Raw genomic sequence first — 26364 nt, forward strand, 5'->3', positions numbered from 1 at the left:
CTTCGAGTGATCGTCGGATTACTTCTTGGGCAGCACGTCGAGTTCGGCTGCCGTGGGCAGGAAACTGCCGTTCCAGACCTTGGTGGCGTCGACGCGGGTCTTGGTGTTGAAGGCGTCCGAGACCTGCGAGGCCATCAGCGCCAGGCGGCCGGCATTGATCTGGCCGAAACCTTCGCTGCGTGCATCGGGCGTGTTGACCACGGTGTCGATGGCCATCTTCAGGCGGCGGGTCTCGAGATCCGTGTTGATGATGCCGTCGCGGGCCTTGACCGAAGCGATGGCCGCGTCGGGCTTGGCCATCACGTCCTTGGCGCCGAGCACCAGGGCCTTGAGGAAGGCCTTGACCACCTCGGGCTTCTCGGCGAGCAGCTTGGGGCTGGCGATCACGGCGTTGCCATACAGCTTGACGCCATAGTCGGGATAGGCCATCACCACCACATCCGAGGCCTTGACGCCGCGGGCTTCGAGATTGAGCAGCGAGGTGAAGGTGAAGCCGGTGATGGCATCGATGTCGCCGCGAACCAGCATGGTCTCGCGCAGCGGCGGATCCATGGCCGTCCAGGCCACGTTCTCGACCTTGTTGGCCTTGGCGAAGATGGGGAACGCACGACGGCCGGCGTCGAACACCGGCGCGCCGAGCTTCTTGCCGGCCAGATCCGCGGGCGTCTTGATGCCGCTCTTCTTGAGTGCCATCACCGAGGCCGGCGTGTTGTTGTAGAGCATCATGATGGCCACGGGCTTGTTGGGCGCATCGGGGTTGTTGGCGTGGAATTCCATCAGCGCGGCCAGATCGGCAAAACCCAGGTCGTAGGCGCCCGACGCCACGCGCGTCACCGTGCCGCCCGAGCCGTTGCCCGCGTCCACCGTCACGTCCAGGCCGGCTTGCTTGAAGATGCCTTGCGCGGCGGGATACGTCATGAAGGCCGCGGGGCCTTCGAAACGCCAGTCGAGCTGGAACTTCAGCGACGTGGTCTGGGCCTGGGCCAGTCCCCATGTGGCGGCCGTGACCGCAAAGATGGCAGACTGGACGAAGGTACGTTTGCGCATGAAAGGCTCCTGGTTTTCCAAATGAAGAGGTGGCGGAAGGCCGTGGAAAACTGGTATGCAAAATCAATGCCCGGATTGCATCTCGATGCAAAGTCGTTTTGAAAAAGTGTATGCAATCCGTCGATCCGCCCTGTCTTTGTGCGGGAATGAAAAAGTACGCCTTTTCCTGCGGGTTCGGTGTGCGGTGCCTGCGCTTTCCTTGCCCCGTGAACCATTTTGGTACTGAATGATGGTCAATCTGGTGCGGTTGGTTCCAGCTTGGTGCGCGGCGAAGATGTTCGATGCATCGCTTGCCTTGCACATCTTGTGTGCAAGATGGCGTCCAAAAGAGGGCGCAGCCTGCCCTGGCGCGACGTTGCAAAACACGGGTGGATTGAAAACAATCCATTTCGTTATCATCGAGACTTCGCTGCCGGCAGTTCTCGTCCGGCCAGAAACCGCTCCTCGATGACCCGCGACTCTTCTCCCCCCGATTCCGATTTGCCCGATGCCGCCACTGACGACCACATCCGCGACGCCATCTACGACGCCATCCTCGATCACAAGCTTCCCGCCGGCACCCGGCTGGTCGAGGCGCCGCTGTGCGAGGCCTTCGGGGTGACGCGTGCCATCCTGCGCCGGGTGTTTCTGCGCCTGTCGCACGAACGCGTGGTCGAGCTCCAGCCCAACCGGGGCGCATCGGTCGCGGCCCCCAGCCTGCAGGACGCCCATCATGTCTTCGAAGCCCGCCGCATCGTCGAGCAGGGCATGGTGGCCGAGCTGGCCCGGCGGGCGCAGGCCGGGGCCCTGGGCCAGGCACTGGCCCCGTTGCGCGAGCGGGTCGGCGAGGAGCATCGCGTGCGCGAGCAGGGCCCCTGGAAACGCTGGGTCCGCCTGTCGGGCGACTTCCACACCGGACTCGCCAAGGTTCACGGCAACACCGAAATCCAGCACCTGCTGGCCAGCCTGGTGGCGCGCTCGTCGCTGATGATCGGCCTGTACGAGGCGCCGTCCCACTCCGCCTGTTCGGCCGATGAACACACCGCCATCCTCGACGCCATCGAGGCCGGCGACAACGACCGCGCGGCTCACCTCATGGCCGCGCACATCGGCGAGTACGCGGCCCGGCTGCTGCGCCCCGAGCAGGCCGAACCCGAGATCGACCTGCGCAGCCTGTTCGCGCCGGTGCCCGCGGCTCGGCGCTGAGCCGATTCGGCCCGACGCCGCCGTCCTCTGCGTCCCCTAAGCGAAAAAAAGCCGGCTGGCCTTTCGGCGAACCGGCTGTTCTTAGGCCATCCCGAGTCCGAGAGCGGATGGCGGTGGGGCTCAAGCGGCAGTCACCGCGCGGCCCGGGTCAAGGCTGCGCAGGGCTCACTGCGCACTGCTGTTGGCGTCCGCCACGGCCAGTGCCGTCATGTTCACCACGCGGCGCACGGTGGACGACGACGTCAGCACGTGAGCCGAAGCGGCCGCACCCAGCAGGATCGGGCCGATCGTCACGCCTTGCGCGCTGGTGGTCTTGAGCACGTTGAAGAGGATGTTGGCGGCATCCAGGTTCGGGCAGATCAGCACGTTGGCCGATCCCTGCAGCGTGTGGTCCTTGAGCGAGCTGGCACGCACGCTCTCCGACAGGGCCGCGTCGCCATGCAGTTCGCCGTCGCTCTCGATGCCGGGGGCGATCTCGAGGAAACGTTCGTGCGCCTGGCGCATCTTGACCGCCGACTTGCGTTTGGACGAGCCGTAGTTCGAGTGCGACAGGAAAGCCACCTTGGGCGGCAGTCCAAAACGCTGCACTTCTTCGGCTGCCATCTTGGCGATGCCGGCCAGGAGCTCGGCGTCGGGTTCTTCGTTGATGTAGGTATCGGCGATGAACAGCGTGTGGTTCTCGAGCATCAGCGCGTTGAGCGCGGCCAGTTCGGGCACGCCGGGCTTGAGGCCGATCACGTTGCGCACGTGCTCGAGGTGGCCGTCGTAGCGGCCGACCAGACCGCACAGCAACGCATCCGCATCGCCCAGGCGCACCATGAGCGCGGCGATCAGCGTGTTCGAGCGGCGCACGGCCGCCTTGGCGGTCTCGGGGCTCACGCCGTCGCGGCCCATGATGCCGTGGTAGGTTTCCCAGTACTGACGGAAACGCGGATCGTCTTCCGGATCGACGATCTCGACATCCTTGCCGGGCTGCAGGCGCAGGCCGGCCTTCTTGATGCGTGCTTCGATCACGGCGGGGCGGCCCACCAGGATGGGCTCGGCCAGCTTCTCGTCGACCACCACCTGCACGGCACGCAGCACGCGTTCGTCCTCGCCCTCGGCGTAGGCGACGCGTTTCTTGGCGGCGGCCTTGGCCGTGGCGAACACGGGGCGCATGAACATGCCCGTCTGGTAGACGAACTGCGTCAGGCTGTCGCGGTAGGCTTCGATGTCGGCGATCGGGCGCGTGGCCACGCCCGAGGCGGCAGCCGCACGGGCCACGGCCGGCGCGATCTTCAGGATCAGGCGCGAGTCGAAGGGCGTGGGGATGATGTAGTCAGGGCCGAACGACAGCTCCTGGCCCGCGTAGGCGGCAGCCACTTCGTCGCTGGTCTCGGCCTTGGCCAGCGCGGCGATCTCGCGCACGCAGGCCAGCTTCATTTCCTCGGTGATCTTGGTGGCGCCGCAATCGAGCGCGCCGCGGAAGATGTACGGGAAACACAGGACGTTGTTGACCTGGTTGGGATAGTCCGAGCGGCCGGTGGCGATGATGCAGTCGGGGCGTGCGGCCTTGGCCAGTTCGGGCCGGATCTCGGGTTCGGGATTGGCCAGCGCCAGGATGATGGGCTTGGCGGCCATGGTCTTGACCATCTCGACCGTCAGCACGCCGGGTGCCGAGCAGCCGAGGAACACGTCGGCGCCGTCGACCACGTCGGCCAGCGTGCGTGCTTCGGTGTGCTGTGCGTAGGCTGCCTTCGACGCATCGAAGCCGCCGGGGCGTCCTTCGTAGATCACGCCCTTGGAGTCGACCACGTAGATGTTCTCGCGCTTGACGCCCAGGCCGACCATCACGTCCAGGCAGGCGATGGCCGCCGCGCCGGCGCCGGAGACGGCGACCTTGACCGCGCCGATGTCCTTGCCCACCAGTTCCAGGCCGTTCACCAGGGCGGCCGACGAGATGATCGCCGTGCCGTGCTGGTCGTCGTGGAAGACGGGAATGTTCATGCGCTTGGAGAGTTCCTTCTCGATGTAGAAGCACTCCGGCGCCTTGATGTCCTCGAGGTTGATGCCGCCCAGCGTGGGCTCGAGCGAGGCGATGATCTCGACGAGCTTGTCCGGATCGCGTTCGGCGAGTTCGATGTCGAACACATCGACGCCGGCGAATTTCTTGAACAGGCAACCCTTGCCTTCCATCACCGGTTTGCCGGCCAGCGGGCCGATGTCGCCCAGGCCCAGCACGGCCGTGCCGTTGGTGATCACGCCCACCAGGTTGCCGCGCGAGGTGTACTCGGCGGCCAGGGACGGATCGGCCTGGATGTCCAGGCAGGGGTAGGCGACGCCCGGCGAGTAGGCCAGCGACAGGTCGCGCTGGTTGGACAGGGGCTTGGTCGGCGTGACCGCGATCTTGCCGCGGACGGGCGTGCGATGGTATTCGAGCGCGGCTTCGCGCAGGGCCTGTTCGGCCGGGGACAGTTGTTTGCTCATGCTGGGTTTGACACGGACGGAAAGACGGTAAACAGGCGTGCCGGGCACGCCATGCGACCTGCGTGGCGCAATGCCGGGCAGGCCTCGGTGCAAGAAACGGGCCGCCAGGGCCGGGTGTTTTCCAGGGCGGACCGTATCCAGGCGGCCGGTCGATCACCCGCCGTCTGGCATGACCGGCTCATTCTCGCACGTAAACAAGACCCAGTCTGGACATGCGTTCGTGCGCCGCCCTGGCGGGGGCGGCTTGCCCCTGGCTCAAGGCGCAGCGGCGTCCTGCGGCAGCAGATCGGCCAGCACCCGCGCCAGCACCTTGGTGGCACGGCGCAGGTCCTCGAGCTCGAGCCGCTCGTCGGCGCGCTTGGCGTGGGACTCCAGCACCGACCGCGGGCCGGCGCCGTAGATCACGCCGGGAATGCCCTGTTCGGCATACAGGCGGACATCGGTGTAGAGCGGTGTGCCCATCGCAGGAATGGGTTGTCCGAACAGGGTTTCGCCGTGGCGCTGGATGGCTTCGACCAGCGGTGCGTTGCCGGGCAGCGGCTTCATCGCGTGGGCCAGCAGCAGCCGCTTGATGTCGACGGTGATGCCGGGCAGGCCGGCCACCGCCTGCTCGAGGACGCCGCGGATCTCGGCCTCGACCTCGACCGGGTTTTCCTCGGGAATCATGCGCCGGTCGAGCTTGAAGCTGACCTTGCCGGGCACGACGTTGGTGTTGGTGCCGCCTTCGATGCGGCCGACATTGAGGTAGGGGTGCGTGATGCCCTCGACCTGCGAGGTCACGCTGCGGTAGTGGGCGTTGCGTGCATACAGGGCGTCGAGCAGTTTCACGGTCGCCTGCAGCGCATCGACGCCGGTGTCGGGCACGGCGGCGTGGGCCATCTTGCCGTGCACGGTGACCTCCATCTGCAGGCAGCCGTTGTGCGCCGTGACCACCTCGTACGAGAAGCCGGCGGCCACCAGCAGGTCGGGCCGGGTGTGGCCGTGCCTGAGCAGCCAGCCCGGGCCGAGTTCGCCGCCGAACTCCTCGTCGTAGGTGAAATGCAGCTCCAGCGTGCCGCGGCTGGGGCGGGCCACCGCTTCCAGCGCACGCAGTGCGAAGGTGAAGGTCGTGAAGTCGCTTTTGCTGACGGCCGTGGCGCGGCCGTAGATGCGGCCGTCGGCCACCGTGGCGTCGTACGGGCCGTAGGTCCAGCCTTCGCCGGGCGGCACCACATCGCCGTGCGCGTTGAGGGCGACGATGGGGTGCTGCTGCGTTGCCTCGCTGCCGTAGGGGCGGCGCACGATGAGGTTGGTGATCGACGCCATGCCGTAGTCACGCACCTCGGCTTCGGGCACCGGAAACTTCTCGGCCTTCAGCGACCAGCGCTCGAGCCACTCGGCCGTGAAGTCGGCGTGCGGCGCATTGTTGCCCGGCGGCGTGTCGGTCGGCACGCGGACCAGGGCTTGCAGGAACTCGATCTGTTCGTCGAAATGGGCGTCGACCCAGGCGTCGAGCGCGGTGTAAGGAGAGGAGGGGAGGGTGCTCATGGATGGCGGCCGGCCTGCGGCCCGGAATGGAGTGGTGGAGGGGAGTCTGATCGGATCGGAGGGGATCGGCACGCGGCCGGTCATGCCGTCTTGCGCATGTCGCGAGCCAGCGTGTCGACAAGGCCGCCGAACGCCTCGATGGCCAGTTGCATGTCGTCCGCCGTGCTGCTCTCGAGCGGGTTGTGGCTGATGCCTGCGTTCTCGCCGCGCACGAACAGCATGGCCTGCGGCAGGATGTCGTGCAGCTTCATGGCGTCGTGCCCGGCCCCGCTGGGCATCCGGTGAAGCGGTACGCCCAGGGCGTCGACCGCGTTTTCCCAACGCACCTGCCAGGCCGGGGCGCTGGGCGCGGCCGAAGCCCGCATCGTTTCCTCCAGCGTGTAGGCGACACCGCGCCGCGCGCAGATCTCTTGCAGCCGGGCCAGCACGTCGTTGGACAGGGCATCGCGCTGCGCATCGTTGGGCGCCCTCAGGTCGATGCTGAAATGGCAAAGACCCGGCACCACGTTGATCGAGCCGTTGGGCACCTGCAGCATGCCGACCGTGCCGACCGAATCGCCGTCCAGCGCGGCACGCTGTTCGACATACAGCAGCAGCTCGGCCGCCGCGGCTGCCGCGTCGCGCCGCCGGTCCATGGGGGTGGTGCCGGCGTGGCTGGCCATGCCCTCGATCCGGCCTACGTAGCGGATGCTGCCGTTGATCGAGGTCACGATGCCCAGGGGCAGATTGAGTTCGTTGAGCACCGGGCCTTGCTCGATGTGGACTTCGACGAAGCCCAGGTAATCGTCGGGCTGGCGGCGCAGGCCGGCAATCGCCGACAGGTCCAGACCGGCCGACTGCATCGCCTGGCGCAGCGTGATGCCTTCGGCGTCGTGCTGCTCGAGCCAGTCGGCACGGAAATCGCCGGTCAGCGCGCTGGAGCCCAGGAACGTCGCCTTGTAGCGCTGTCCTTCTTCTTCCGAAAACGCCACCAGCTCGATGTGGAAGGGCAGACGGCGCCCTTGTTTCCTCAGCTCGCGAACCCACACCAGCGGCACGTAGATGCCCAGGCGGCCGTCGTACTTGCCGCCGTTGCGTACCGTGTCGTAGTGCGATCCGGTCAGCAGCGTCTTGGCCTCGGCGTCCTCGCTGAGGTAGCGTCCCACGACATTGCCGACCGCATCGATGTGCACCTCGTCGAAGCCGGTCTCGCGCATCAGCTCGGCCAGATGGCGTGCGCAGGCCTGGTGGGCCTCGGTCAGATAGGTCACCGTGAGCTGGCCCAGCGCCTCGTAGCCCGCATCGGTGTAGCGGGCCAGGGTCTCCATGCCGTCCCAGGCCGCCTGGCCGAGCGCAGGCTCGATGCCGAACTTGTCCTGCAGGCGGATCTCGGCGATGCGATGGATGTTGCGCAGCGCTTCGTCGAACTCGAAGTCCGGCAGGTTGCGCAGCCGGCGGGCGAAGGTCTCGATGATGGCCTGCTTGCCCAGGCCGCTGCCGCGCGGACCCCGCACGGCCAGGATGAAGGGGAAACCGAAGCGGCTGTTGTAGTCGGCGTTGAGCTGCTGGATGCGGTCGAACTCCTCGGGCGTGCAGGCCGTGAGCCCGGCCTTGCCTTGTTCGTTCGTGGATTCGGCGGTCAGCGTGCGGGCCACCATGGCCTTTCCGGCCAGCTCCGGGTGGGCGCGGATGAGCGCCAGTTGCGCCTCGCGCGGGGCCTGGGTCACCGCTCGCGCCAGCGCATGCTGGAACTGCGCCAGGCCGCGGAACGGCCGCTCGCGCAGCGCGGCCTCGGCGATCCAGGGCGAGTGTTCGTAGAGGCCGTCGAGCCGGGCTGCGGCCTCCTCGGCGGGCAGGCTGTTGAGCAGATCCAGTGTGAGCGTGGGCATGGGCGTATCCAGGGTCGGTAGGTCGGGGCGCGAGCCGCTGCGGCGGCGGGCTCAGGCGCGGTAGGGGTGCACCTGTTGCCAGTGCCGCGCGATGTCGATGCGGCGGCAGATCCACACCCGGTCGTGCTTCTGGATGTGGTCGAGCAGCCGCTGCAGCGCGATCAGCCGCCCGGGACGGCCCAGCAGCCGGCAGTGCATGCCGATGCTCAGCATGCGCGGCGTGTGTTCGCCTTCGGCATACAGCACGTCGAAGCTGTCGCGCAGGTAGGTGTAGAAATCGTCGCCTTGCGAGAAACCCTGGGGCAGGGCAAAACGCATGTCGTTGGTGTCGAGCGTGTAGGGCACGATGAGCTGCGGCACGACCTGGCCGTCGGTCCGCTGCACCTCCATCCAGAAAGGCAGGTCGTCGCCGTAGTAGTCGCTGTCGTATGCCAGGCCGCCGTCGTCGGCCACGATGCGGCGTGTGCGCGGGCTGTCGCGGCCGGTGTACCAGCCCAGCGGCCGCTGTCCCGTCAGACGTTCGATGGCCTCCATGCCCAGCCGGAAATGCTCGCGCTCCGTGGCTTCGTCGACATTCTGGTAATGGATCCAGCGCCAGCCGTGACAGGCGATCTCGTGGCCCAGTTCGACGAAGGCCTGGGTCAGCTCGGGGTGCCGCTGCAGCGCCATGCCCACGCCGAACACCGTCAACGGCAGTTGCCGCTTCTCGAACTCGCGCAGGATGCGCCAGACTCCCACCCGCGAGCCGTACTCGTAGATGCCTTCCATGCTCATGTGGCGGTCGGGGTAGCTGGCCGGGTTGAACATTTCCGACAGGAACTGTTCCGATCCGGCGTCGCCATGCAGCGTGGCGTTCTCTCCGCCTTCCTCGTAGTTCAGCACGAACTGCACGGCAATTCGGGCCTGGCCCGGCCATTGCGCCTGCGGCGGGTTGCGGCCGTAACCGATGAGGTCGCGGGGATAGTCGGTGTTGGAGGCGTAGTTTCGACTCATGATGGTGCGCAATGGACGGATGTTTCGGACGGGACGGGTGGCGTGCGTTCGGGGGCTGCCTGCAGGAATCGGGCCATGCCGCTTCAACGGCGCCGCGGCTCGAGTGCCAGGTTGTCCTCGACGTGGGACAGGTGGTCGAGCATCAGTTGCACCGCGCGCTCGGTGTCCCGCGAGGCCAGGGCCTCGACGATGTCGCCGTGCTCCTCGTGCGAATGTGCGGCGGCATGGCTGCTCTGGTACATCATGGTGATGAGGGCGCAGCGCGAGATCAGCTCGCCCAGCAACTGGGCCAGCACCTCGTTGCCCATGAGTTCGGCCATGCGCACATGGAAATCGCCCAGCAGTTCGGTGCGATCCTTCACGTTGTGGCCCTCCAGGGCCGCTTTCTCGCGTGTGACGTGCTGGCGCAGGGCCTTGATCTTGGCCGTCGTCACCTGACGTGCGAAAGCCCGTGTCATTTCCGCTTCGAGCATGCGGCGAACGGCAAAGATCTCGCGCGCCTCGGCCACGGAGGGGGCCGCCACGAACGCGCCGCGTGCCGGCTCGAGCTTGATCAGTCGCTGCTGCGACAACTGGAACAGCGCCTGCCGCACCAGCGTGCGCGAGACCCCGAACTGGTCGGCCAGCTTCTGCTCGGCCAGCTTGCTGCCCGGCGCCAGCCGGTGTTCGAGGATGGCCTGCGTGAGCGCCGAGACGATCGCGGTGGTCGACGACGCAGCGCCGGGGTCCGCATCCGATGAAGTCAGGATTTCCATGCCTGGCATGATAGTTGTATGTGGCTAAAGTGTATACACTTTGCGCAAGGAGAAGAACCATGGGATTGAGCACACATGTCCTCGACACCGTCAACGGCTGTCCTGCCGTCGGCATGACCGTCACCCTCTACCGCATCCGCGAGGGCCAGGCCGAGCCCGTCCGCACCGTCGTGCTCAACCGCGACGGGCGCACCGACGGTCCGCTGTACGCCGACGGCGAACTGCTGGCGGGCACTTACCGGCTGTCGTTTGCCGTCGCCGATTATTTCCGGGCCCGCGGCGTGGACTTGCCCGAGCCGCCGTTCCTCGATGTCGTCAACCTGGATTTCGGCGTGGCCCATCCCGAGCAGCACTACCACGTGCCCCTGCTGACCAGTCCCTGGACGTATTCCACCTACCGGGGCTCCTGAGCAGCGCCATGGCGATATTGGCCGACATCGCACTGTGCCGTGCCCGCCTGGCGCAGGGAGAGACGGGCTGTCTGGTCCGGGTGGCCGGCACCCGTGGCTCGGCGCCGCGGCGGGCCGGCGCGTGGATGGCCGTGTTTGCCCAGGCCCTGGTGGGTACCATCGGCGGCGGCCGGCTGGAGTACGAGGCGCTGATCGAGGCGCGGGCCTGGCTGGCGCAGGGAGCGCCGGCGGGGGCACTGCCCGGCACGCGCGATGTTCCGCTCGGGCCGTCCTTGGGGCAGTGCTGCGGCGGCCGCGTCGCGCTGGCTTTCGAGCCGCTGGCCCTGGCCCGACTGTCCGAGCTCGAACAGGCTGCGCTGGCCGTGCTGGTGCCGGTCGGCCTGTTCGGCGGCGGGCATGTCGGACGTGCGCTGGTCGATGTGCTGGTCGGGCTGCCTTTCGACGTGCACTGGATGGACAGCCGCGACGACGTTTTTGGCCTTTCGGCGGCCGACGCCGCCGTGGCCGCGATGCCGCCCAATCTGCACTGCGAGTTCTCGGATCCCGTCGAGGCCGGTGTCGGCCACCTGCCGCCGGGCAGTCACGTGCTCGTGATGAGCTACAGCCATGCCGAGGACTTCGAGGTGGTGATGGCCTGTCTCGATCGCCGCCGCCGTCGTGCCGATCTGCCTTTCGTGGGCCTGATCGGCAGCCGCAGCAAATGGGCGACGTTCGCCGGTCGCCTTCGCCGCCGCGGCTACAGCGAAGAAGAGATCGCCGGCGTGACCTGCCCGATCGGCGTGGCCGGCATCCAGGGCAAGGAGCCCGAGGTCATTGCCGTCGCCGTCGCGGCGCAATTGCTGCAGGCGATCTCCGGCAGCGTCCCGCCGGCGGGGTGAGGCGGCAAGCCGGCAGGCCTTGAAGGCCTTCGAGGCCTTCAAGGCCTTCAAGGCTTTAGCATCGGGGGTCCAGGCCATCTCGAACAAAAGGAGACTCGATGACCCCGCCGTTTTCCCGTGCCGTGCCCGACTACCGCAGCCAGCCGCGCGAATTCCTGCAGGCGCTTTATGAGCGTGCCGTTCTCGAAGCATTGCCCGAGCAAGGGCTCGCCGCCTGCCTGCCGTCCCCGCCCGCCGGGCGGACACTGGTGCTGGGTGCAGGCAAGGCCGCCGGGGCCATGGCGCAGGCCCTCGACCGGCTCTGGCCCGCCGACCGGCCGATTTCGGGCCTGGTCGTGACGCGCTACGGCCACACGCCGCCCCAGGCCGAAGGCACTCGCTGCCGGATCGAGGTCGTCGAAGCATCGCATCCCGTCCCCGACGAAGCCGGGCTGCGCGCGGCCACACGCATCCTGGATCTTGCCGGGGGGCTGAGCGCCGACGACCTGGTCATCTGCCTCATCTCCGGCGGCGGTTCCGCCTTGCTCACCCTGCCTGCCGACATCGAGGGCGGTGCCTTCACCCTGGCCGACAAGCAGGCGCTCAACCAGGCGCTGCTGCACAGCGGCGCCAGCATCGGCGAGATGAATTGCGTGCGCAAGCACCTCTCGCGCATCAAGGGCGGCCGTCTGGCCCAGGCCTGTGCGCCGGCCCGCGTGGTCACGCTGCTCATCAGCGACGTTCCGGGCGACGAGCCCTCCGTCATCGCCAGCGGTCCCACGGTCCCCGACGCCAGCACATGCGCCGACGCGCTGGCCATTCTCGACCGCTACGGCATCGCCTTGCCGGCCGCCGTGCGCGAGGCCCTGGTCCAGGGTCGGCTCGAGACCCCCAAGCCCGGCGACGCACTGTTCGACGGGCACGAGGTCCACCTCATCGCCACGCCGCAGAAATCGCTCGAAGCCGCAGCCGCCCTGGCGCGCGAGGCGGGCCTCGCGGTCCATATCCTGAGCGACGAGATCGAAGGCGAGTCGCGTGAAGTCGGCAAAGTCCATGCCGCTCTCGCACGTGCCGTCGCGCTGCGCAGCCAGCCCTTTGCGCGGCCTTGCGTCATCCTCTCGGGCGGCGAGACCACCGTCACCGTCGGACCGCGCCGCGAGGGCGCCAAGCCCGGCCGCGGAGGACGTGCCGGCGAGTTCTGCCTGGGCCTGGTCCAGGGCCTGCAAAGCCATGCCGCCGTCCACGCCTTGGCCGCAGACACCGACGGCATCGACGGGGTGGAGGACAATGCGGGTGCGTTCGTCGGTCCCGACACGCTCGAACGCGCGCGTGCGCTGGGCCTCAAGCTCGACGAGCACCAGTCCCGCCACGATGCCTATGGCTACTTCGACGCGCTGGGCGACCTGCTGGTGACCGGGCCCACGCACACCAACGTCAACGACTTCCGAGCCCTGCTCATCCTCTGAGAAACCGGCGCGCCTGCGCGCCCCAGCGATCCCCCTGCATGACCGATCCGACCCGACCCCCGCCCGCCGCCCAGCCCCCCAAGCGCAAGATTTCGCCCGGCCGCTATGTGCTGTTCGGCCTGATCGTGCTCCTGCCCGCGGCCCTGCTGCTGTGGATGGCGATGGGACGCACGCCGCGCCCGATCGAGACGCTGACGGACGGCGAGATCGCCCGCCGCAGCACGCCCCAGCAGGCCGTGGCGTATGCACTGCCCCAGGCCGTGCACCCCGTCACCGCCCTGACGCTGCCCGACGGCACCCGTGTCACCAGCGACACGAATCTGCCGCTCGATCGCGATGCCTCGCAGATCTATGTCTTCAACCTGCTGACGTCCCTGGTGGGGCTCGAGGCGCAGCAGCGTTTTTTCCCGGTCGAAGACTTCGCACGGCGCCTGGCCCGCAGCTCGGTCGACCTGCCGCGCCACCAGTTGCCCTCGGCCTTCTGGCCGGTGCGGACCACGGAAGGCCGCTTCGCCACCGTGGAGCAGAACGGCAAGACCTTCATCGCTCCCGACAACGCCCGCCGCTACGATCCGCTGGTGCAACTGCTGATGGCCACCGATACCGCCCGGCTGGTCTCCGCCTATGTGCGGGCCTATCCGCTGCTGCAGAAGGCCTATGCCAGCCTGGGGCACAACTACGCCAGCTACTACCTCAACGACAGCGTGCTCACCGCCATCGACGAACTGCTGCGCACGCCCGAGCCGGCCGGGCCGGTCGAGGTTCGCCTGCCGGCGGCCGGCGAGGCCCATGCCGATACCGTCCGGCCCTGGGTCACCTACCGGTATGCCGATCCGGCGCTCGAGGGCCTGTCCGTGGCGCAGAAGACGCTGCTGCGCATGGGACCGGCGCACACCCGGACCATCAAGGCCAAGCTGGCCGATATCCGGGCCTTGCTGGTCACCGGCAGCCCGTCCGCCTCCTGATCGTCCCGGACGGCGAGAGCCGCCCCTGAGCCCGCAAGGCGCTCAGGGCAGGTCCGCATCGATCGGCGCATCGTTCGACGGGCGCGGTCCGACCTGGCCCAGCCGTGCCACCAGCGACTGCTGCGGCTCGTGCAGCAGCGCCGCATACAGCGTGGTGTTGGCCAGCACCTTCTTGACGTAGTCCCGGGTCTCGGCAAACGGAATGTTCTCGGCCCAGATCGCGGCTTCCAGCACGGGGCCGGTGCCGCCCGGTGCACGCCAGTTGCGCGGCCGTCCCGGTCCGGCGTTGTAGGCGGCACTGGCCATGGCCATCGAGCCGTCGAAGTCGTCCAGCGCCAGCTTGAGGTAGGCGGTGCCGATCGTCACGTTGACCTCGCGTTCGTTGATGCGGGAGGGCGCGAAGTCCGTCATGCCGATCTTGCGTGCCGTCCAGCGTGCGGTGGCCGGCATCACCTGCATCAGCCCCGAAGCGCCGGCGCCCGAGCGGGCATGTGTCACGAAACGGCTTTCCTGCCGGATCAGGCCGTAGACATAGGCGGGGTCCAGTCCGATGGCCAGGCTGCGCGGCACCACCAGGTCCTTGAGCGGCAGCGGGAAACGCTGAAGGATGTCGACCTGCTCGCGTGTGCGTTCGCTGGTGTTGATGCAGCGGTCCCAGATCTCGCGTTCGCAGGCCAGTTGCGCAGCGGCCAGCAACTGGCGGTCCGGCAGACCGCCGGGCTGGGCCAGGGCGATGGTGTAGTTCCATTCGCGCACGCCTTCGCCGCGCAGCCCGATCGCGATCGCCTGCAGCGAGCGCTGCAGGCCCGGCTCGCGCAGGGCCCAGGCCTGTTCGCTCGGCGTGACCGCCTGAGGCTGCGGCGGCAGCGTCACCGGGCGGCCCAGGGCCTCGAGTGCCATCATTTCATAGAAACCCGAGGTTCCGGCGATCGAGGCGTAGGCCCGCGCCGCCTGCTGCTGCGCGTCGCCACGGCCCAGGGCCTGCAGCGAGCGGGCGTGCCAGTAGACCCAGGCACTGTCCGACCGGGTCTCGCGATCCATCGCCTCGATGCTTTCCTTCACCTGCGCCCAGTCGCCCGCCCGCAGCGCGGCACGGGTCTTCCAGATCAGGTGGTCGGTGTTGAGGTCCCGGCTCTTGACCTGCGTGAAATAGCCCAGCGCCTGGCCCGACAGCGACAGCGTGGCCTGCTTGCCGATCTGGCCCCAGGCCCAGGCGCGTTCCTCGGCGGTCAGCCGTCGCTCCCAGCCGCCCTTGAGCTGGGCCGCCGCACTGTCGGCATCGCTGGATGCCAGCTTGATGATCGCCAGCAGTGCCAGTTCCTGGCTCTGGCGGTCGTCGCTGGAGGCGCTCTGGGCCAGGTAACGCGCGGGGTTGCCGTTGAGCACCGAGACCTGCTTGCCCAGATCGGCCGACAGCAGGCCGACGGCCTTGCGGGCCACTTCGGGCCGGTTGGCCTCGATGGCCAGCCGGGCCTTCTGCCAGACGGTGGCTTCGGGCATCTCGCGGGTGCTGACCAGCAGTTCGGCAGCCGTGGTGCAGGCATCCTCGTCGTTGCGTGCCGCCAGCCAGCGTTCGGCCACCGGCGCGGCCACCGGTGTGCCGCGGTCCAGCCGCTCGACCAGCAGGGCGTAGCACTGGACCTGCGGGTCGTCGTTCATCCGGAACGCGCCGTGCAGGGCCTTGAAACCGGCCCAGTCGCGGCGCTGGCCCAGCAGCAGCAGCCAGTCGTTGCGCAGCCTGTCTTCCTGGTAGGTGCCGGCATACTGGCGCAGGAACTGGTCGACCTCGGCCGGCTGCGCTTCCCGGAGCCGGGCCCTCAGCGCCCAGTAGGCCGCCCACGGCTCCAGCAGATTGCCGCGTGCCAGGGGCAGCAGCTCGGCCAGCCGTTTCTTGTCGCCCTTGCGGTAGGCTTCGTTCATGTCGAGCACGGCCTGGTCGCTGGCCGAGATCGTCACCGGGGCGCTCAGCGGCGAAATTTGCGCGGATGCGGGCAAGTGGAGCACGGCAGCGCTGCACAACAGTGTCAGAATGGCTCGAGTCTGATGGCGCATGAGAGGATTTATGGATAAGGCAGCAGGCAAGATCGAACTCAGGAAACGACTGGTCTCGGAACGTCTGGCATTGCCCAATCGTCTCGAACTGGCCGAACGCCTGCAAAGCGTGATGCGGTTCTGGTTGATCGACCGGCCCGATACCATTATTGGCGCATACTGGCCGATCAAAGGGGAGTTTGATCCCTTGCCGGCGCTTTATCGCTGGCAAGAAGATGCTGTTTTGGGGGCAACGCTGGCACAAAGTTCCGAGCCCGCGACACAGGCGACCGAGATGCCGCCTCTGGCCCACCAGAGCCTGGCCAGCCGGTCACCCCGAAAAATCGGGTTGCCGGTGGTCGACAAGGTCCACAAGACCCTGATCTTCCACGCCTGGTATCCCGGTTGCCCGATGGAAGAAGACGCCTACGGCATTCCCAAACCCAAAGACACCGAGATCGTGGTGCCCACCCTGCTGTTCGTGCCCTGCGTGGGTTACGCGGCGGGCGGCTACCGGCTCGGCTACGGCGGCGGTTTCTACGACCGCACGCTCGCCACGCTGCAGCCGGCTCCGCTGACGGTCGGCCTGGGCTACACCCACGGGTTCCTGCCCGATTTCGAGCCCGAGGCGCACGACGTCGCACTCGACGCCATCCTCAACGACAACGGCGTGGTCTGGGCCGGCCCCGCGACCGGTCAAGACCGCTGAGGCAGCGTCAGTCCAGGTCGTCCAGCGTATCGGGGTCCTGCCTGTCGCCGGTCACCTCCCGGCTGGCCCGTGCTTCTTCGGTCAGCCACGCCTTGAAGGCCTGCACCTCGGGCCGCGCGGCACTGCGCGGGCCGACCATCAGCCAGTAGCACAGCGGTGAATCCATGCGGCGGCCCGGCAGCACCTCGACCAGGTCGCCGCGCGCCAGGCTGTCCGCCACCAGAGGCAGCCGCGCCAGCGCGATGCCCTGGCCCGCCACGGCCGCCTGCACGATCTGGTGTGCATAGTTGAAATAAAGCCAGCGTTTGGCTTCGACATGGTTGTGCGACTGCTGCTCGAACCAGCGTCGCCAGGTCAGCCACTCCAGGTGAAGGGTGCGGTGCGCGTCGCCTGCCTCGATCAGCGGGAAATGCCGCAGGTCGGTCGGCTCGTGCACCGGCGGGCCGCTCTTGAGCAGCCACGGACTGGCCACCGGCGTCAGCTGCTCGCCGAACAGCCGGATGGCCGAAGGCGGCATGTGGCTGGGGCGTGCATAACGCAAGGCCAGATCGACATCGGCGGTGTCGAGGTCGATGCTCACATCGGTTGCATCGATGCGGATGTCGATGTCGGGATGGGCATGCTGGAATGCCTCGAGCCGCGGAATGACCCACATCGAGGCAAACGAGGCCCAGGTGGTGATCGCCACGCTGCGCCGTCCGGCGTTCTGGCGGATCAGCCGCACGCTGGCATCGATGCGCTGGAGCGAAGCCGTGGTGGCCTGCAGCAGTTGACCGCCCGCGCTCGTCAGCTCCACGGCACGGGTGTGGCGGTAGAACAGCGGCACGCCCACTTCTTCCTCCAGCGACTGGATCTGCCGGCTCACCGCCGACTGTGTCAACGACAGTTCCTCGGCCGCCGCGCGGAAATTCAGGTGACGGGCCACGGCTTCGAATGCGCGCAGATGGCCGATCTGCAAGGGGCGTGTGCGCAGCGGCAGGGAAGTGGGACGGCTCATGTCGGGTGCCGCTGGGGCGGCCGTTCGGGGATTGATGCGTTTTTACCATCAATCGGGGCAGCCGCTTTCATTGGACTGGCCGATGCGCGCGCAGGATGATTCCGGAACCGATACATCGCCATGCCCGTGGCTGTCGAGTGCCTTTTCCCCGTCGTGACCCGGTGTGACGACGGCGGCGAAGTCCGGCAGACCGCAGGTGGCATTCCATCCTGCTGCGGAGTCCGTCATGCACACCCTGGTTCTCGATTCCTTGCTCTCCGCGCCATCCTCGGCGGACTGCAAGGCCGTTTCGCCACGCGCGGCAGGTTCGTCTGCCCCCAGCCTGGCGAACGGCCCCTATACCGCCTGGCGCCTTGAGGCCGGCATCGCCGAGACGCTTCGTCCGGCCGCGCCGGGCCGCTTGTTCGTCACGTCGGGCCGGGTCTGGCTGACCGTGCGGCCCCCCGCCTCGCAGGCCCGCTTCGGTTGGGCTGCACGGCTGCGGCGTACCGCTTCCGGTCCGCAGGCGGTCGACCATGTCCTGCTGCCGGGCCAGTCGTTTGCCGCCGGTGCGGACAGCGAGCTGGTGGTCGAAGCCTGGGCCGTGGCGGGCGAATCCACCGAACTCGCCTGGCAGCCGGCATGACGCCGGCTGCGGCAGGGCAAGGGCAGTCGCTCAGCCCTTGGCGAGCGCTGCCTTCACGGCGGCCGAGATCAGGCCCATTTCGGCCTTGCCGGCCAGTCGCGTCTTGACGGCGCCCATCACCTTGCCCATGTCGCCCGGGCCGCTGGCGCCGAGTTCGGTCACGATGGCCTGCACTTCGACCTGGACTTCCTCGGCCGACAGGCGGGCGGGCAGGTAGGCCTGAAGCACCAGCAGTTCGGCCTGTTCGATGGCAGCGAGGTCGGCACGGCCGGCCTGCTCGTAGGCGGCGATCGAGTCCTTGCGCTGCTTGATCAGCTTGTCGACCACGGCAACCACGGCGGTGTCGTCGAGCTCGATGCGCTCGTCCACTTCCTTTTGCTTGAGGGCGGCCAGCAGCATGCGGATGGTCCCCAGCCGCACGCTGTCCTTGGCGCGCATGGCGGTCTTCATGTCATCGGTGATCTGGGCTTTGAGGCTCATGGTGTTTTCCTGGTAAGAAACAAAAAACCCGCACCAAGCGTCCCTGGAGCGGGTTCATCGGGCCTGCCGAAGACCTTGCAGCGTGTGCAGAGCCTTCAGTGCGACCGTGATCGTATCAGTACAGCTTCTTGGGCAGCTGCATGCTGCGAACGCGCTTGTAGTGACGCTTGACGGCGGCTGCCTTCTTGCGCTTGCGTTCAGCCGTGGGCTTCTCGTAGAACTCGCGTGCGCGCAGTTCGGTCAGCAGGCCCAGCTTTTCAATGGTGCGCTTGAAGCGACGCAGTGCGACGTCAAACGGCTCGTTTTCTTTAACGCGGATAGTGGTCATTACGTAATGGTTTCCGAAATATGTGCGCGAAGAAGATCGGGCTTCGCGCGTGGTACCCCCGGATATCAGCCCGGGTTTGCTAGCAAAGCCCGACATTATAGCGCCTATATCGTCTCTGTCGCGCAAATACGGGGTTCACGTGTTCGGCCTGTCGCCCGAGGCTGCCCGTCCCGGCCTGCCCGCGGCGGCGTGCGAAGCCAGCGGCGCACCGCCCGCCGGCAATCGGATCAGGGCTGAGGCGGCGTGTGCGGCGGCACCGGAGGCACCGGAGGCACCGGCGGAACGGGCGGGGTCGGCCGGGTCGGTGTGGTCGGTTGAGTCGGCGGGACGGTTCCGGCGGGCGGCGGCTCGATCGGCTCGACGGGCGGTACGGGGCCGACGGCCTGGGCCGATTGTTTGCCCGACATCCAGGCGATGAGCGACATGCGCATCGCTTCCTCGACCGACATGTCGATCTGCGTCACCCAGGCGCGCGGCACAAAGAAGGTGTAGCCACCGATCATGTAGCTCATGGGCAGGTAGACGGCGACGCGGTCTTCGCGCGTCACGCCGTCGGGCAGGGCCCAGAGGCTGTCGCGCGTGACCAGACCGATGATCTCGATGTCCTGGTTCGGCGAACGGACCACCACGACCTGCTGCTGCGGCTTGTCTTTTTCCTGGGGCGAGAAATAGTCGGCAAAACTCTTGAGCGAGCTGTAGATGCTCTTGATCACCGGCAGGTTGTTGAAGGGCAGCTCGATGAACTCCATCACCTTCGACAGATAGTCCTTGCTCACCGCAAAGCCCACGGCGCACACGGCCGCCACGCCGAGGATCAGCCCCATGCCCGGCACATACAGGCTGCCGAAGATGGGTTGAATGACTTGACGCGCCAGGTTTTCAGACCACGACAGGAAAAGGAACAGCAGATAGATGGTCAGCCCGATGGGCAGCAGCGCGACGAGGCCGCGCAGAAAATATTGGGAAAGTCGTTTCATGGCTTTGTGGGGAGGGCGGGGTGCACACGCATGCTGGCGGCGGGCGCCGGTCTGCAGGTGCGCGCGTCATCATACGTGGCTCCGGCGGCGAGCCGGGATGCCACGGGCGATCGCGCGAGTCGGAAACACGTGGTGGGATATCAAAAACGAAGCAGAGTTCCGATAGCGGCAGGGAGGCTGCAAGCGCTGGGACAGATATCGATATGCGCACGCATTCCTTGTCCTTGCGTGGCCGTACGGGCACAGTCTGTGTCCATGCAGCCGCTTCGATGCGATGCGGCCTGCACCAGTCACTTCGGCGAGAAGTGAAGGCGGGCTTGATCTGGACACGCATGCCAGATCATGTTTTTGCGGCCGGAACCCAGGTTCCGGCCGCTTTTTTATGTGCGGGATGTCAGGCCCGTGGCGTTGCATGGGCACGGGCCAGGGCCTGTGCACAGGCATGGGCGCTGGCCCAGGCCCATTGAAAGTTGTAGCCGCCCAGCCAGCCGGTCACGTCCACCACTTCGCCGATGAAATACAGGCCGGGCTGACTCGATTCCAGGGTCTGCGAAGACAGGTCGCGCGTATCGACGCCACCCAGCGTCGCCTCGGCCTTGCGGTAGCCCTCCGTGCCGTTGGGCGTGATCTCCCAGTGCTTGAGGCTATCGGCCAGTTGCACCAGTGCCTTGTCGGTGCAGGCATTGACCGCACGCTGCCATGCCTCCTGGCCCTGCACCCAGGTGTCGGCCAGCCGTGCCGGCAGACCGATCGCCGGGTTCTGGGCCAGCTCGTTGGCCAGCAGCTTGCGTGAGCCGGCTTGTTTGGCGGCCAGCAGCACCTGCTGCACGTCCACGTCGGGCAGCAGGTCGATGCGCAGCGGCGCGCCGGGTTGCCAGAAGCTCGAAATCTGCAGCACGGCCGGGCCCGACAGTCCGCGGTGCGTGAACAGCAGATCCTCGAGGAATTCTCCGCGCGCCTTGCCCTTGCCGGTGACGATCTGCACAGGCAGCGCCAGGCCGGCCAGCGAGGCGTAGGGCTTCCAGTGCGCTGCGTCGAAAGTCAGCGGGGCCAGGGCCGGCCGGGTCTCGGTCACGCGCAGCTTGAATTGCCGCGCCAGCCGATGGCCGAAGTCCGTGGCGCCGATCTTGGGGATGGACAGCCCGCCGGTGGCCACCACCACGGCCGTGCAGTGCACGGGTCCGCGGTCGGTGTCCAGCACGTAGGCGGCCGCGCCGGGCGCTTGGCCCCCGGTGTCGGGGCGATGCGCAACCGCCTGTACGGCACAGGGCTGCCAGCGCTGCACCCGGCCGGCCTCGGCTTCGCGCAGCAGCAGGTCGATGATGGACTCGCTGCTGTCGTCGCAGAACAACTGGCCTTTGTGCTTTTCGTGATGGGCGATGCGGTGGCGCTGGACCAGGTCGATGAATTTCGAGGCCGGATAACGCGTCAGCGCCGAGCGGCAGAAGTTCGGGTTGGCGCTGAGAAACTGGGCCGGGCTGGCCTCGCGGTTGGTGAAGTTGCAGCGGCCGCCGCCCGAGATGCGGATTTTCTCGGCCACCTTTTCGCTGTGGTCGACGACCAGGACACGCAGGCCGGCTTGTCCGGCCTGGCCGGCGCAGAACAGCCCGGCCGCGCCGGCACCGATCACCACCACATCGAAAAAAGGCACCGGCGTGCGTGGCGAAGAAGGGGGAGCGGAAGGGGCAGAAGACATGGCGCGTGATTGTCGCAGAGGGAACGGGCCGCCCCCCGTGGCGAGAGGTGCCGGAATCAGTTGGCGGTCGTGGCCAGGCCGGGGAACAGCTCGCGCAGGGCCTGTGCCACGATCTGCAGCGCGATCGCGGTCAGCAGGATGCCGGCCACGCGGTTGGTCAGCTCCATGCCGACCTTGCCCAGCCGCAGCGACAGCGGTCCACTGATGAGGAAAGTCAGGGCCATGAAGGCCGCCATGGCCACGCAGGCCAGCGACAGGATCAGGATGTCCGGTACGGTGTTGTAACGGCCCGTCATGGCGATGATGAAGGACACCGAGGCCCCGCCCACCGAAAACGGGAAGACCAGCGGGATGGCGATGACCGAGCGCCAGTCGGTCTGCAGCCGAGCGGCGAGCTCAGCGTTCTTGTGGGTGTCGCCGCCGGTATGGCCCTGGCCCATCATCATGGGAATGGCCCACAGCACCAGCACCAGGCCGCCCGTCAGGCTCAGTGCGACGCTGGTCACGCCCAGCGCACGCAACAGAATCTGGCCAAAGCACGCAAACATCACCAGGACGCCCGACAGCACATAGAACATGCGCTTGGCGATCAGCCGCTGGTCCTCGCGCGAAAAACTCTTGGCCACCGGCGTGTAGATCGAAATCGCCACCGGGGGGCAGAAAATGGTCATCATGCCGACCAGGAAACGCAGGACGTCCTGAACGGTCAGCGTGATGGAAAACAGCTCGTGCATGGGTCGCGAGGGGGTAACGGGACGGGATGAAGGGCGTGGCGGACAGTGGACGGGAGCACCGCGCCATGGCGAGTTGCCAGGGCGGGCGAAGGCCTCGAGGGCCGGTACGCCTGCGTGCGGCGCACCCAAATTGTGCCTGATGCGGCGGCGGCGCCGCTCACCCCTGTGGTTCAGCCGCCGCGGGCGAGCACGCTCGCGGTCAGGGCTGGGCCGTCGTCGTCGAGCGGCCCTGCGGCATGGCCATGGTGGTACACCGCGCGGCAGGCCGCTTCGAAATCGGAGTGGCCACCGGCCAGCTCCGCGCCGATCAGTCCGGCCAGCACATCGCCCGTTCCGGCCGTGGCCAGTCGTGCGTTGCCCGTCGGATTGATGTGGGGCGTGCGCCCGGCGGCGGCGATCACGGTGCCCGATCCCTTGAGGACCACGGTGCACCGGTAGGTTTCGGCCAGCTTCTGCGCACTGCTCATCCGGTGGGCCTGCACGTGGGCCGTATCACTGCCCAGCAGGCGCGCCGCCTCGAGTGGATGGGGCGTGAGCACCGTCGATCGGCCCGCCGCGTGGCGTTGCGCGAGTTGCCGGCGCCAGGCTGGGGCCGTGCGGCTGTCCCCGGCCAGCGCGTTGAGGGCGTCGGCATCCAGCACCAGCCGTGCGCTGTCGGCCAGCACCCGGGTCAGCACGGTCTGCACGGCCCGGCCGCCGCCGCAGCCGCAGACCACGGCCGAACGAGGGCGTGCCAGGTCCTGGCCGGCCAGCTCCGCCGTCATGAGTTCGGGTTGCAGGGGATGGAAGGCCGGTGCACCGGTGTCAGCCGCGTCCAGCAAGACGGTATGGACCCGCCCGGCGCCGTGATGCAGGGCCGCCATCGATGCCAGCCAGGCGGCTCCGGTCATGCCGGGGGCGCCGCCCACCACCACCACATCGCCGCGTGAGCCCTTGTGACTGGCATGGGCCTGAACGGTGTTCGCCGGTGCCGGATTGAGCCAGGCCGTCGGCACGCCTTTGCCCTCAGGCGTCTGGCTGTCGGTGCCCAGGTCATCCAGCCAGATGCGCCCGCAGGCGTCGCGCCCCTGGTGGGTAAAAAGCCCCGGCTTGAGCGTCAAGAGGCTCAACGTGTCGGTGGCCTGCACATGGCAGTCATGCGCGACGCCCGAGCCGGCGAACAGGCCCGACGGCAGGTCGAGGCTGAGCACCGTGGCGCCCGCTTCCCGGCCCGAATTGATATGGCCGATCCATGCGGCTGCCCGGCCTTCGGGAGGACGCTGGGCGCCGATGCCCAGCAAGGCGTCGATGCAGAGATCGAAGCGCTCCGGCGGGGCTTCGGCCCACTGCAGTGCGGTGGTGCCGGTCGCCGTCCGCCAGGCTTCCAGTTGCGCCCAACTGCGGTGGCTGTCCGGCGGCGTGCGCTCGGGCGTGCCCAGCCAGGTCAGGTGAACGGCCTTGCCCCAGCGTGCCAGGTGCAGGGCGGCCTCCAGGCCGTCGCCACCGTTGTTGCCCGGGCCGCACGCCACCCAGATGCGCTGCGCGTGGGGCCTCAAGGCCAGTGCCAGGCGCGCCGCCGCCAGGCCGGCCCGGGCCATGAGGGTGTGCGCGGGCAATGCGGCCTGCCAGTCCTTTTCAAGGCGGCGCGTGGCGCAGCCGTCGAACAGCGGCAGACGCGGGCCAGCTTCCACCAGCACGGTGTTCGTGGCCCCGAGGCCATGCGGGATCGCTTGCATGCCGCCTATTAAACCCCAGCCGGGCATCGGCTGCCATCCGTCTGGCGCGGCCCTCAGCGCAGCGCGCGCAATTGGCTGGCCAACAGGTTGGCGCAGGGCAGGCTCTGCGACCAGCCCTGCAGACCGTGGCCCAGGTTGAACCACAGGTTGCGTCGTTCGCTGCTGCCCACGATGGGCTGGCCGCTGGCTGTCTGCAGCACGGTCGAGCGCCACATCTGCGCACCGGCGTCGCGCGATGCAGCGCCGGGAAACCAGTCGGTCAGGCTCTGGTGGATCTCGCGCAGCGCGCTTTCGTCCCGGCCTTCGTCGTGGACGCCCAGCCGGTAGGCCCCGCTCACGCGGATGCGATGACCCATGCGGCTGATGCTGGCCTGCCGGGCTGCATCCGTCACCATCGCATGGCGTGGCGCGTGAAGCGGCTCGCGCAGCGCCGCGCTCCAGGTGTAGCCGTGCAGCGGGCGGGCATCGAGCGCGATGCGCAGCGGCTGCAGCAGCCGGGGCGCCGCCGCTCCGTTGCAGAGGACCAGATGTTCCGTCGTCAGCTCTTCGCCCGAAGCCAGACGCAGCGACCAGGCCGTGCGGCCTTCGCGCGGCTCGATCGAAACGACTCGCCGGTTGAACAGGAAATTCACCCCCAGGCGCTGGGCCTCGGCACGCAGGGCCAGGGCGAACTGACGGCAGTTGCCGACCTCGTCTTCGGGCAGCAGCACCGCACCGGCCAGCGGCGTTTCTTCCTGGATGCCGGGCTCGAGGCCTCGGACCTCGTCGGCCTCCAGCCAGCGGGCGGCGACACCGGCGGCACGCAGTTGCGGCAGCGCACGCTGCCAGCGCTCGCGTCCGGCTCTGTCGCGCAGCACGATCAGATGACCATGACCGCCTTCGAGGTCGAAATTGAGACGCTGAGCCAGTTGGCGCTGGAGACTGGGTTCCGGATCGTGCTCGGCTTCGGCGGCCGGCGGCGGGGCAGGATGCGCAGCCGCAGCGGGAGCCGCGCCGTCGGGGCCGGCCTCGCGTGCGGCGTCGTGTGCGGCCGGGTCGGTGGAGCCGTCGCCGCCGGCCGGGCCGCCGTCCAGGGCCGCCCTGTCTTCCGACGCATGGGCGGGCGTGCCGTCTCCTGCCTCGACCGTGACGGCCGGGGAGGGCGTCGCCGGTGTCGCCGGCTCGGGCAGGGGGTGTTCGGCCAGCCAGGCCGCATGGTGGCCGGCCTGGCGCCGCGCCCATGCGGACAGGGCAGGGCGTGCGAGAGGAATGTCGAGCGTGGGAAAGCCGTGGCTGAGCAGGCCGAGCCGCGCCCGCAGGCCGCCGGGCGACGGCCAGAGTGCCGGGTGCATGCGGGTGATGAGGCCGGCCGGGGCAAAGCTGGCCTCCTGGGCCGCACTGCTGCGCTCCTCGACGACGGTGACGTCATGGCCTTCCCGTGCCAGGACATAAGCGGTCGTCAGGCCCACGACGCCTGCGCCGATGATGTGGATGTTCATAAAGTCGGATGAGGCCAGCGGGGGAGCGGGCCTGTGTACTGCAATGTGCTTTGGTGAGAATCTGCTTGTTCTGGCGGGCTTCGGACACGGGCGGGAACCGGCGACCTGGGCCATGCTATAATTTTGCCGCTTTGCAGAGTCCTTCCGGTGTTTCGGGGGCTGCAGAGTAAATCGCAAACCAATCCACCAAGGTGTTGTGTGTTGCCGCTGCGGCCTGAGGCCCCGGAGGCTCGTGCAATGTGCGGATTGGATTTTAGACCCAACCTTCGGAGTTCAAACATGTCCGTGACCATGCGTCAAATGCTGGAAGCCGGTGTCCATTTCGGCCACCAAACCCGTTTCTGGAATCCCAAGATGGCCCCGTATATCTTCGGCCATCGCAACAAGATTCACATCATCAACCTGGAAAAGTCGCTGCCGCTGTTCCAGGACGCCCAGAAGTTCGCCCGCCAGCTGGCTGCCAACCGCGGCACCATCCTGTTCGTCGGCACCAAGCGCCAAGCCCGTGACATCGTGTCCGAAGAAGCCCAGCGCGCCGGCGTGCCTTTCGTCGACCAGCGCTGGCTCGGCGGCATGCTGACGAACTTCAAGACCGTGAAGACCTCGATCAAGCGCCTGAAGGACCTCAAGGCCCAGCAGGAAACCGGCCTCGAAGGCCTGAGCAAGAAGGAACAACTGACCTTCTCGCGCGAAATCGAAAAGCTCGAAAAAGACATCGGCGGCATTCAGGATCTGACCGCTCTGCCCGATGCCATCTTCGTGATCGACGTGGGCTTCCACAAGATCGCCGTGTCCGAAGCCAAGAAGCTCGGCATTCCCCTGATCGGCGTGGTTGACTCCAACCACTCGCCCGAAGGCATCGACTACGTGATCCCCGGTAACGACGACTCGGCCAAGGCCGTGACGCTGTACGCCCGCGGCATCGCCGACGCCATCCTCGAAGGTCGCGCCAATGCGATCGACGAAGTGGTCAAGGCCGCCGGCGGCGACGACGAATTCGTCGAAGTCGAAGAAGGCGCTGCTGCCTGATAGCCGATCGACCCCCAGGGGTCGAT

Annotated in this window: 23 protein-coding genes; 8 read left to right on the forward strand and 15 right to left on the reverse strand. The window is 67.8% G+C overall.

The annotated features are described in order from the left end of the window. Window positions 1-18: 18 nt before the first annotated feature. On the reverse strand, window positions 19-1047 hold the full coding sequence (locus EC845_RS12035; protein WP_123298336.1) for an ABC transporter substrate-binding protein: 1029 nt from the start codon (window positions 1045-1047) through the stop codon (window positions 19-21). A 447-nt stretch (window positions 1048-1494) separates the two neighbouring features. Here EC845_RS12035 and EC845_RS12040 point away from each other — a divergent pair, with 447 nt between their 5' ends. Beyond that, window positions 1495-2232: a GntR family transcriptional regulator gene (locus tag EC845_RS12040; protein WP_123298337.1), complete on the forward strand. Its 738-nt coding sequence runs from the start codon at window positions 1495-1497 to the stop codon at window positions 2230-2232. 165 nt (window positions 2233-2397) lie between these two features. Here EC845_RS12040 and EC845_RS12045 read toward each other — a convergent pair whose 3' ends face one another. The 5 genes from EC845_RS12045 to EC845_RS12065 all read right to left on the reverse strand — a co-directional run bounded on the left by EC845_RS12045 (window position 2398) and on the right by EC845_RS12065 (window position 9841). Further along, window positions 2398-4698 carry an NADP-dependent malic enzyme gene (locus tag EC845_RS12045; protein ID WP_123298338.1) on the reverse strand — a complete coding sequence of 767 codons (2301 nt, stop codon included), beginning with the start codon at window positions 4696-4698 and terminating at the stop codon, window positions 2398-2400. A gap of 255 nt (window positions 4699-4953) precedes the next feature. Beyond that, a complete protein-coding gene (locus tag EC845_RS12050) occupies window positions 4954-6225 on the reverse strand; it encodes a M20/M25/M40 family metallo-hydrolase (protein ID WP_123298339.1) in 1272 nt (423 codons plus the stop codon). A gap of 80 nt (window positions 6226-6305) precedes the next feature. After that, window positions 6306-8093, reverse strand: coding sequence for a 2-oxo-4-hydroxy-4-carboxy-5-ureidoimidazoline decarboxylase (gene uraD / locus EC845_RS12055; protein WP_123298340.1), 1788 nt, complete (start codon window positions 8091-8093; stop codon window positions 6306-6308). A 51-nt stretch (window positions 8094-8144) separates the two neighbouring features. Beyond that, a complete protein-coding gene (gene puuE, locus EC845_RS12060; protein ID WP_123298472.1) occupies window positions 8145-9086 on the reverse strand; it encodes an allantoinase PuuE in 942 nt (313 codons plus the stop codon). Window positions 9087-9169: 83 nt separating this feature from the next. Then, window positions 9170-9841, reverse strand: coding sequence for a GntR family transcriptional regulator (locus EC845_RS12065; protein ID WP_123298341.1), 672 nt, complete (start codon window positions 9839-9841; stop codon window positions 9170-9172). A 59-nt stretch (window positions 9842-9900) separates the two neighbouring features. Between EC845_RS12065 and uraH the strand changes: the two genes are divergently transcribed. The 4 genes from uraH to EC845_RS12085 all read left to right on the forward strand — a co-directional run bounded on the left by uraH (window position 9901) and on the right by EC845_RS12085 (window position 13539). Next, window positions 9901-10251, forward strand: a complete 351-nt coding sequence (gene uraH, locus EC845_RS12070) for a hydroxyisourate hydrolase (RefSeq protein WP_123298342.1) — start codon at window positions 9901-9903, stop codon at window positions 10249-10251. Window positions 10252-10259: 8 nt separating this feature from the next. Then, a complete protein-coding gene (gene xdhC, locus EC845_RS12075; protein ID WP_123298343.1) occupies window positions 10260-11129 on the forward strand; it encodes a xanthine dehydrogenase accessory protein XdhC in 870 nt (289 codons plus the stop codon). A 98-nt stretch (window positions 11130-11227) separates the two neighbouring features. Continuing rightward, on the forward strand, window positions 11228-12574 hold the full coding sequence (locus tag EC845_RS12080) for a glycerate kinase (protein ID WP_123298344.1): 1347 nt from the start codon (window positions 11228-11230) through the stop codon (window positions 12572-12574). A gap of 38 nt (window positions 12575-12612) precedes the next feature. Next, a complete protein-coding gene (locus EC845_RS12085; RefSeq protein WP_123298345.1) occupies window positions 12613-13539 on the forward strand; it encodes a DUF3014 domain-containing protein in 927 nt (308 codons plus the stop codon). 42 nt (window positions 13540-13581) lie between these two features. Here the strand turns inward: EC845_RS12085 and EC845_RS12090 are convergent, their stop codons facing one another. After that, complete coding sequence (locus tag EC845_RS12090; RefSeq protein WP_123298346.1) at window positions 13582-15591, reverse strand: lytic transglycosylase domain-containing protein; 2010 nt, start codon at window positions 15589-15591, stop codon at window positions 13582-13584. A gap of 10 nt (window positions 15592-15601) precedes the next feature. On the opposite strand from EC845_RS12090, the gene EC845_RS12095 reads away from it, so the two are divergent. Beyond that, window positions 15602-16279 carry a 5-formyltetrahydrofolate cyclo-ligase gene (locus EC845_RS12095; RefSeq protein ID WP_123298347.1) on the forward strand — a complete coding sequence of 226 codons (678 nt, stop codon included), beginning with the start codon at window positions 15602-15604 and terminating at the stop codon, window positions 16277-16279. A gap of 7 nt (window positions 16280-16286) precedes the next feature. Here the strand turns inward: EC845_RS12095 and EC845_RS12100 are convergent, their stop codons facing one another. Beyond that, window positions 16287-17276 carry a LysR substrate-binding domain-containing protein gene (locus EC845_RS12100; RefSeq protein WP_123298348.1) on the reverse strand — a complete coding sequence of 330 codons (990 nt, stop codon included), beginning with the start codon at window positions 17274-17276 and terminating at the stop codon, window positions 16287-16289. A gap of 226 nt (window positions 17277-17502) precedes the next feature. Between EC845_RS12100 and EC845_RS12105 the strand changes: the two genes are divergently transcribed. Continuing rightward, on the forward strand, window positions 17503-17901 hold the full coding sequence (locus EC845_RS12105) for a DUF2917 domain-containing protein (protein ID WP_123298349.1): 399 nt from the start codon (window positions 17503-17505) through the stop codon (window positions 17899-17901). A 30-nt stretch (window positions 17902-17931) separates the two neighbouring features. On the opposite strand, the gene EC845_RS12110 is transcribed toward EC845_RS12105, so the two are convergent. The 7 genes from EC845_RS12110 to EC845_RS12140 form a co-directional block, all read right to left on the reverse strand. Next, window positions 17932-18381: a GatB/YqeY domain-containing protein gene (locus tag EC845_RS12110; RefSeq protein WP_123298350.1), complete on the reverse strand. Its 450-nt coding sequence runs from the start codon at window positions 18379-18381 to the stop codon at window positions 17932-17934. Between the two features lie 115 nt (window positions 18382-18496). Then, complete coding sequence (rpsU, locus tag EC845_RS12115; RefSeq protein ID WP_012346814.1) at window positions 18497-18709, reverse strand: 30S ribosomal protein S21; 213 nt, start codon at window positions 18707-18709, stop codon at window positions 18497-18499. Window positions 18710-18936: 227 nt separating this feature from the next. After that, window positions 18937-19686, reverse strand: coding sequence for a DUF502 domain-containing protein (locus tag EC845_RS12120; protein WP_123298351.1), 750 nt, complete (start codon window positions 19684-19686; stop codon window positions 18937-18939). A 394-nt stretch (window positions 19687-20080) separates the two neighbouring features. Further along, window positions 20081-21382: an NAD(P)/FAD-dependent oxidoreductase gene (locus tag EC845_RS12125; protein WP_123298352.1), complete on the reverse strand. Its 1302-nt coding sequence runs from the start codon at window positions 21380-21382 to the stop codon at window positions 20081-20083. Window positions 21383-21438: 56 nt separating this feature from the next. Then, window positions 21439-22116, reverse strand: a complete 678-nt coding sequence (locus EC845_RS12130) for a MarC family protein (protein ID WP_123298353.1) — start codon at window positions 22114-22116, stop codon at window positions 21439-21441. Window positions 22117-22286: 170 nt separating this feature from the next. Continuing rightward, window positions 22287-23831 (reverse strand): NAD(P)H-hydrate dehydratase, encoded by a 1545-nt coding sequence (locus EC845_RS12135; RefSeq protein ID WP_123298354.1) that lies wholly within the window; start codon window positions 23829-23831, stop codon window positions 22287-22289. A gap of 53 nt (window positions 23832-23884) precedes the next feature. Further along, window positions 23885-25309, reverse strand: coding sequence for an FAD-dependent oxidoreductase (locus EC845_RS12140; protein WP_123298355.1), 1425 nt, complete (start codon window positions 25307-25309; stop codon window positions 23885-23887). Window positions 25310-25588: 279 nt separating this feature from the next. Between EC845_RS12140 and rpsB the strand changes: the two genes are divergently transcribed. Beyond that, entirely contained in the window at window positions 25589-26338 is a 750-nt protein-coding gene (gene rpsB, locus EC845_RS12145; protein WP_123298356.1) for a 30S ribosomal protein S2, read from the forward strand. The last annotated feature ends 26 nt before the right edge of the window (window positions 26339-26364 follow it).

Origin of the sequence: Comamonas sp. BIGb0124, assembly GCF_003752175.1 — a bacterium.
GTDB lineage: Bacteria > Pseudomonadota > Gammaproteobacteria > Burkholderiales > Burkholderiaceae_C > Comamonas_F.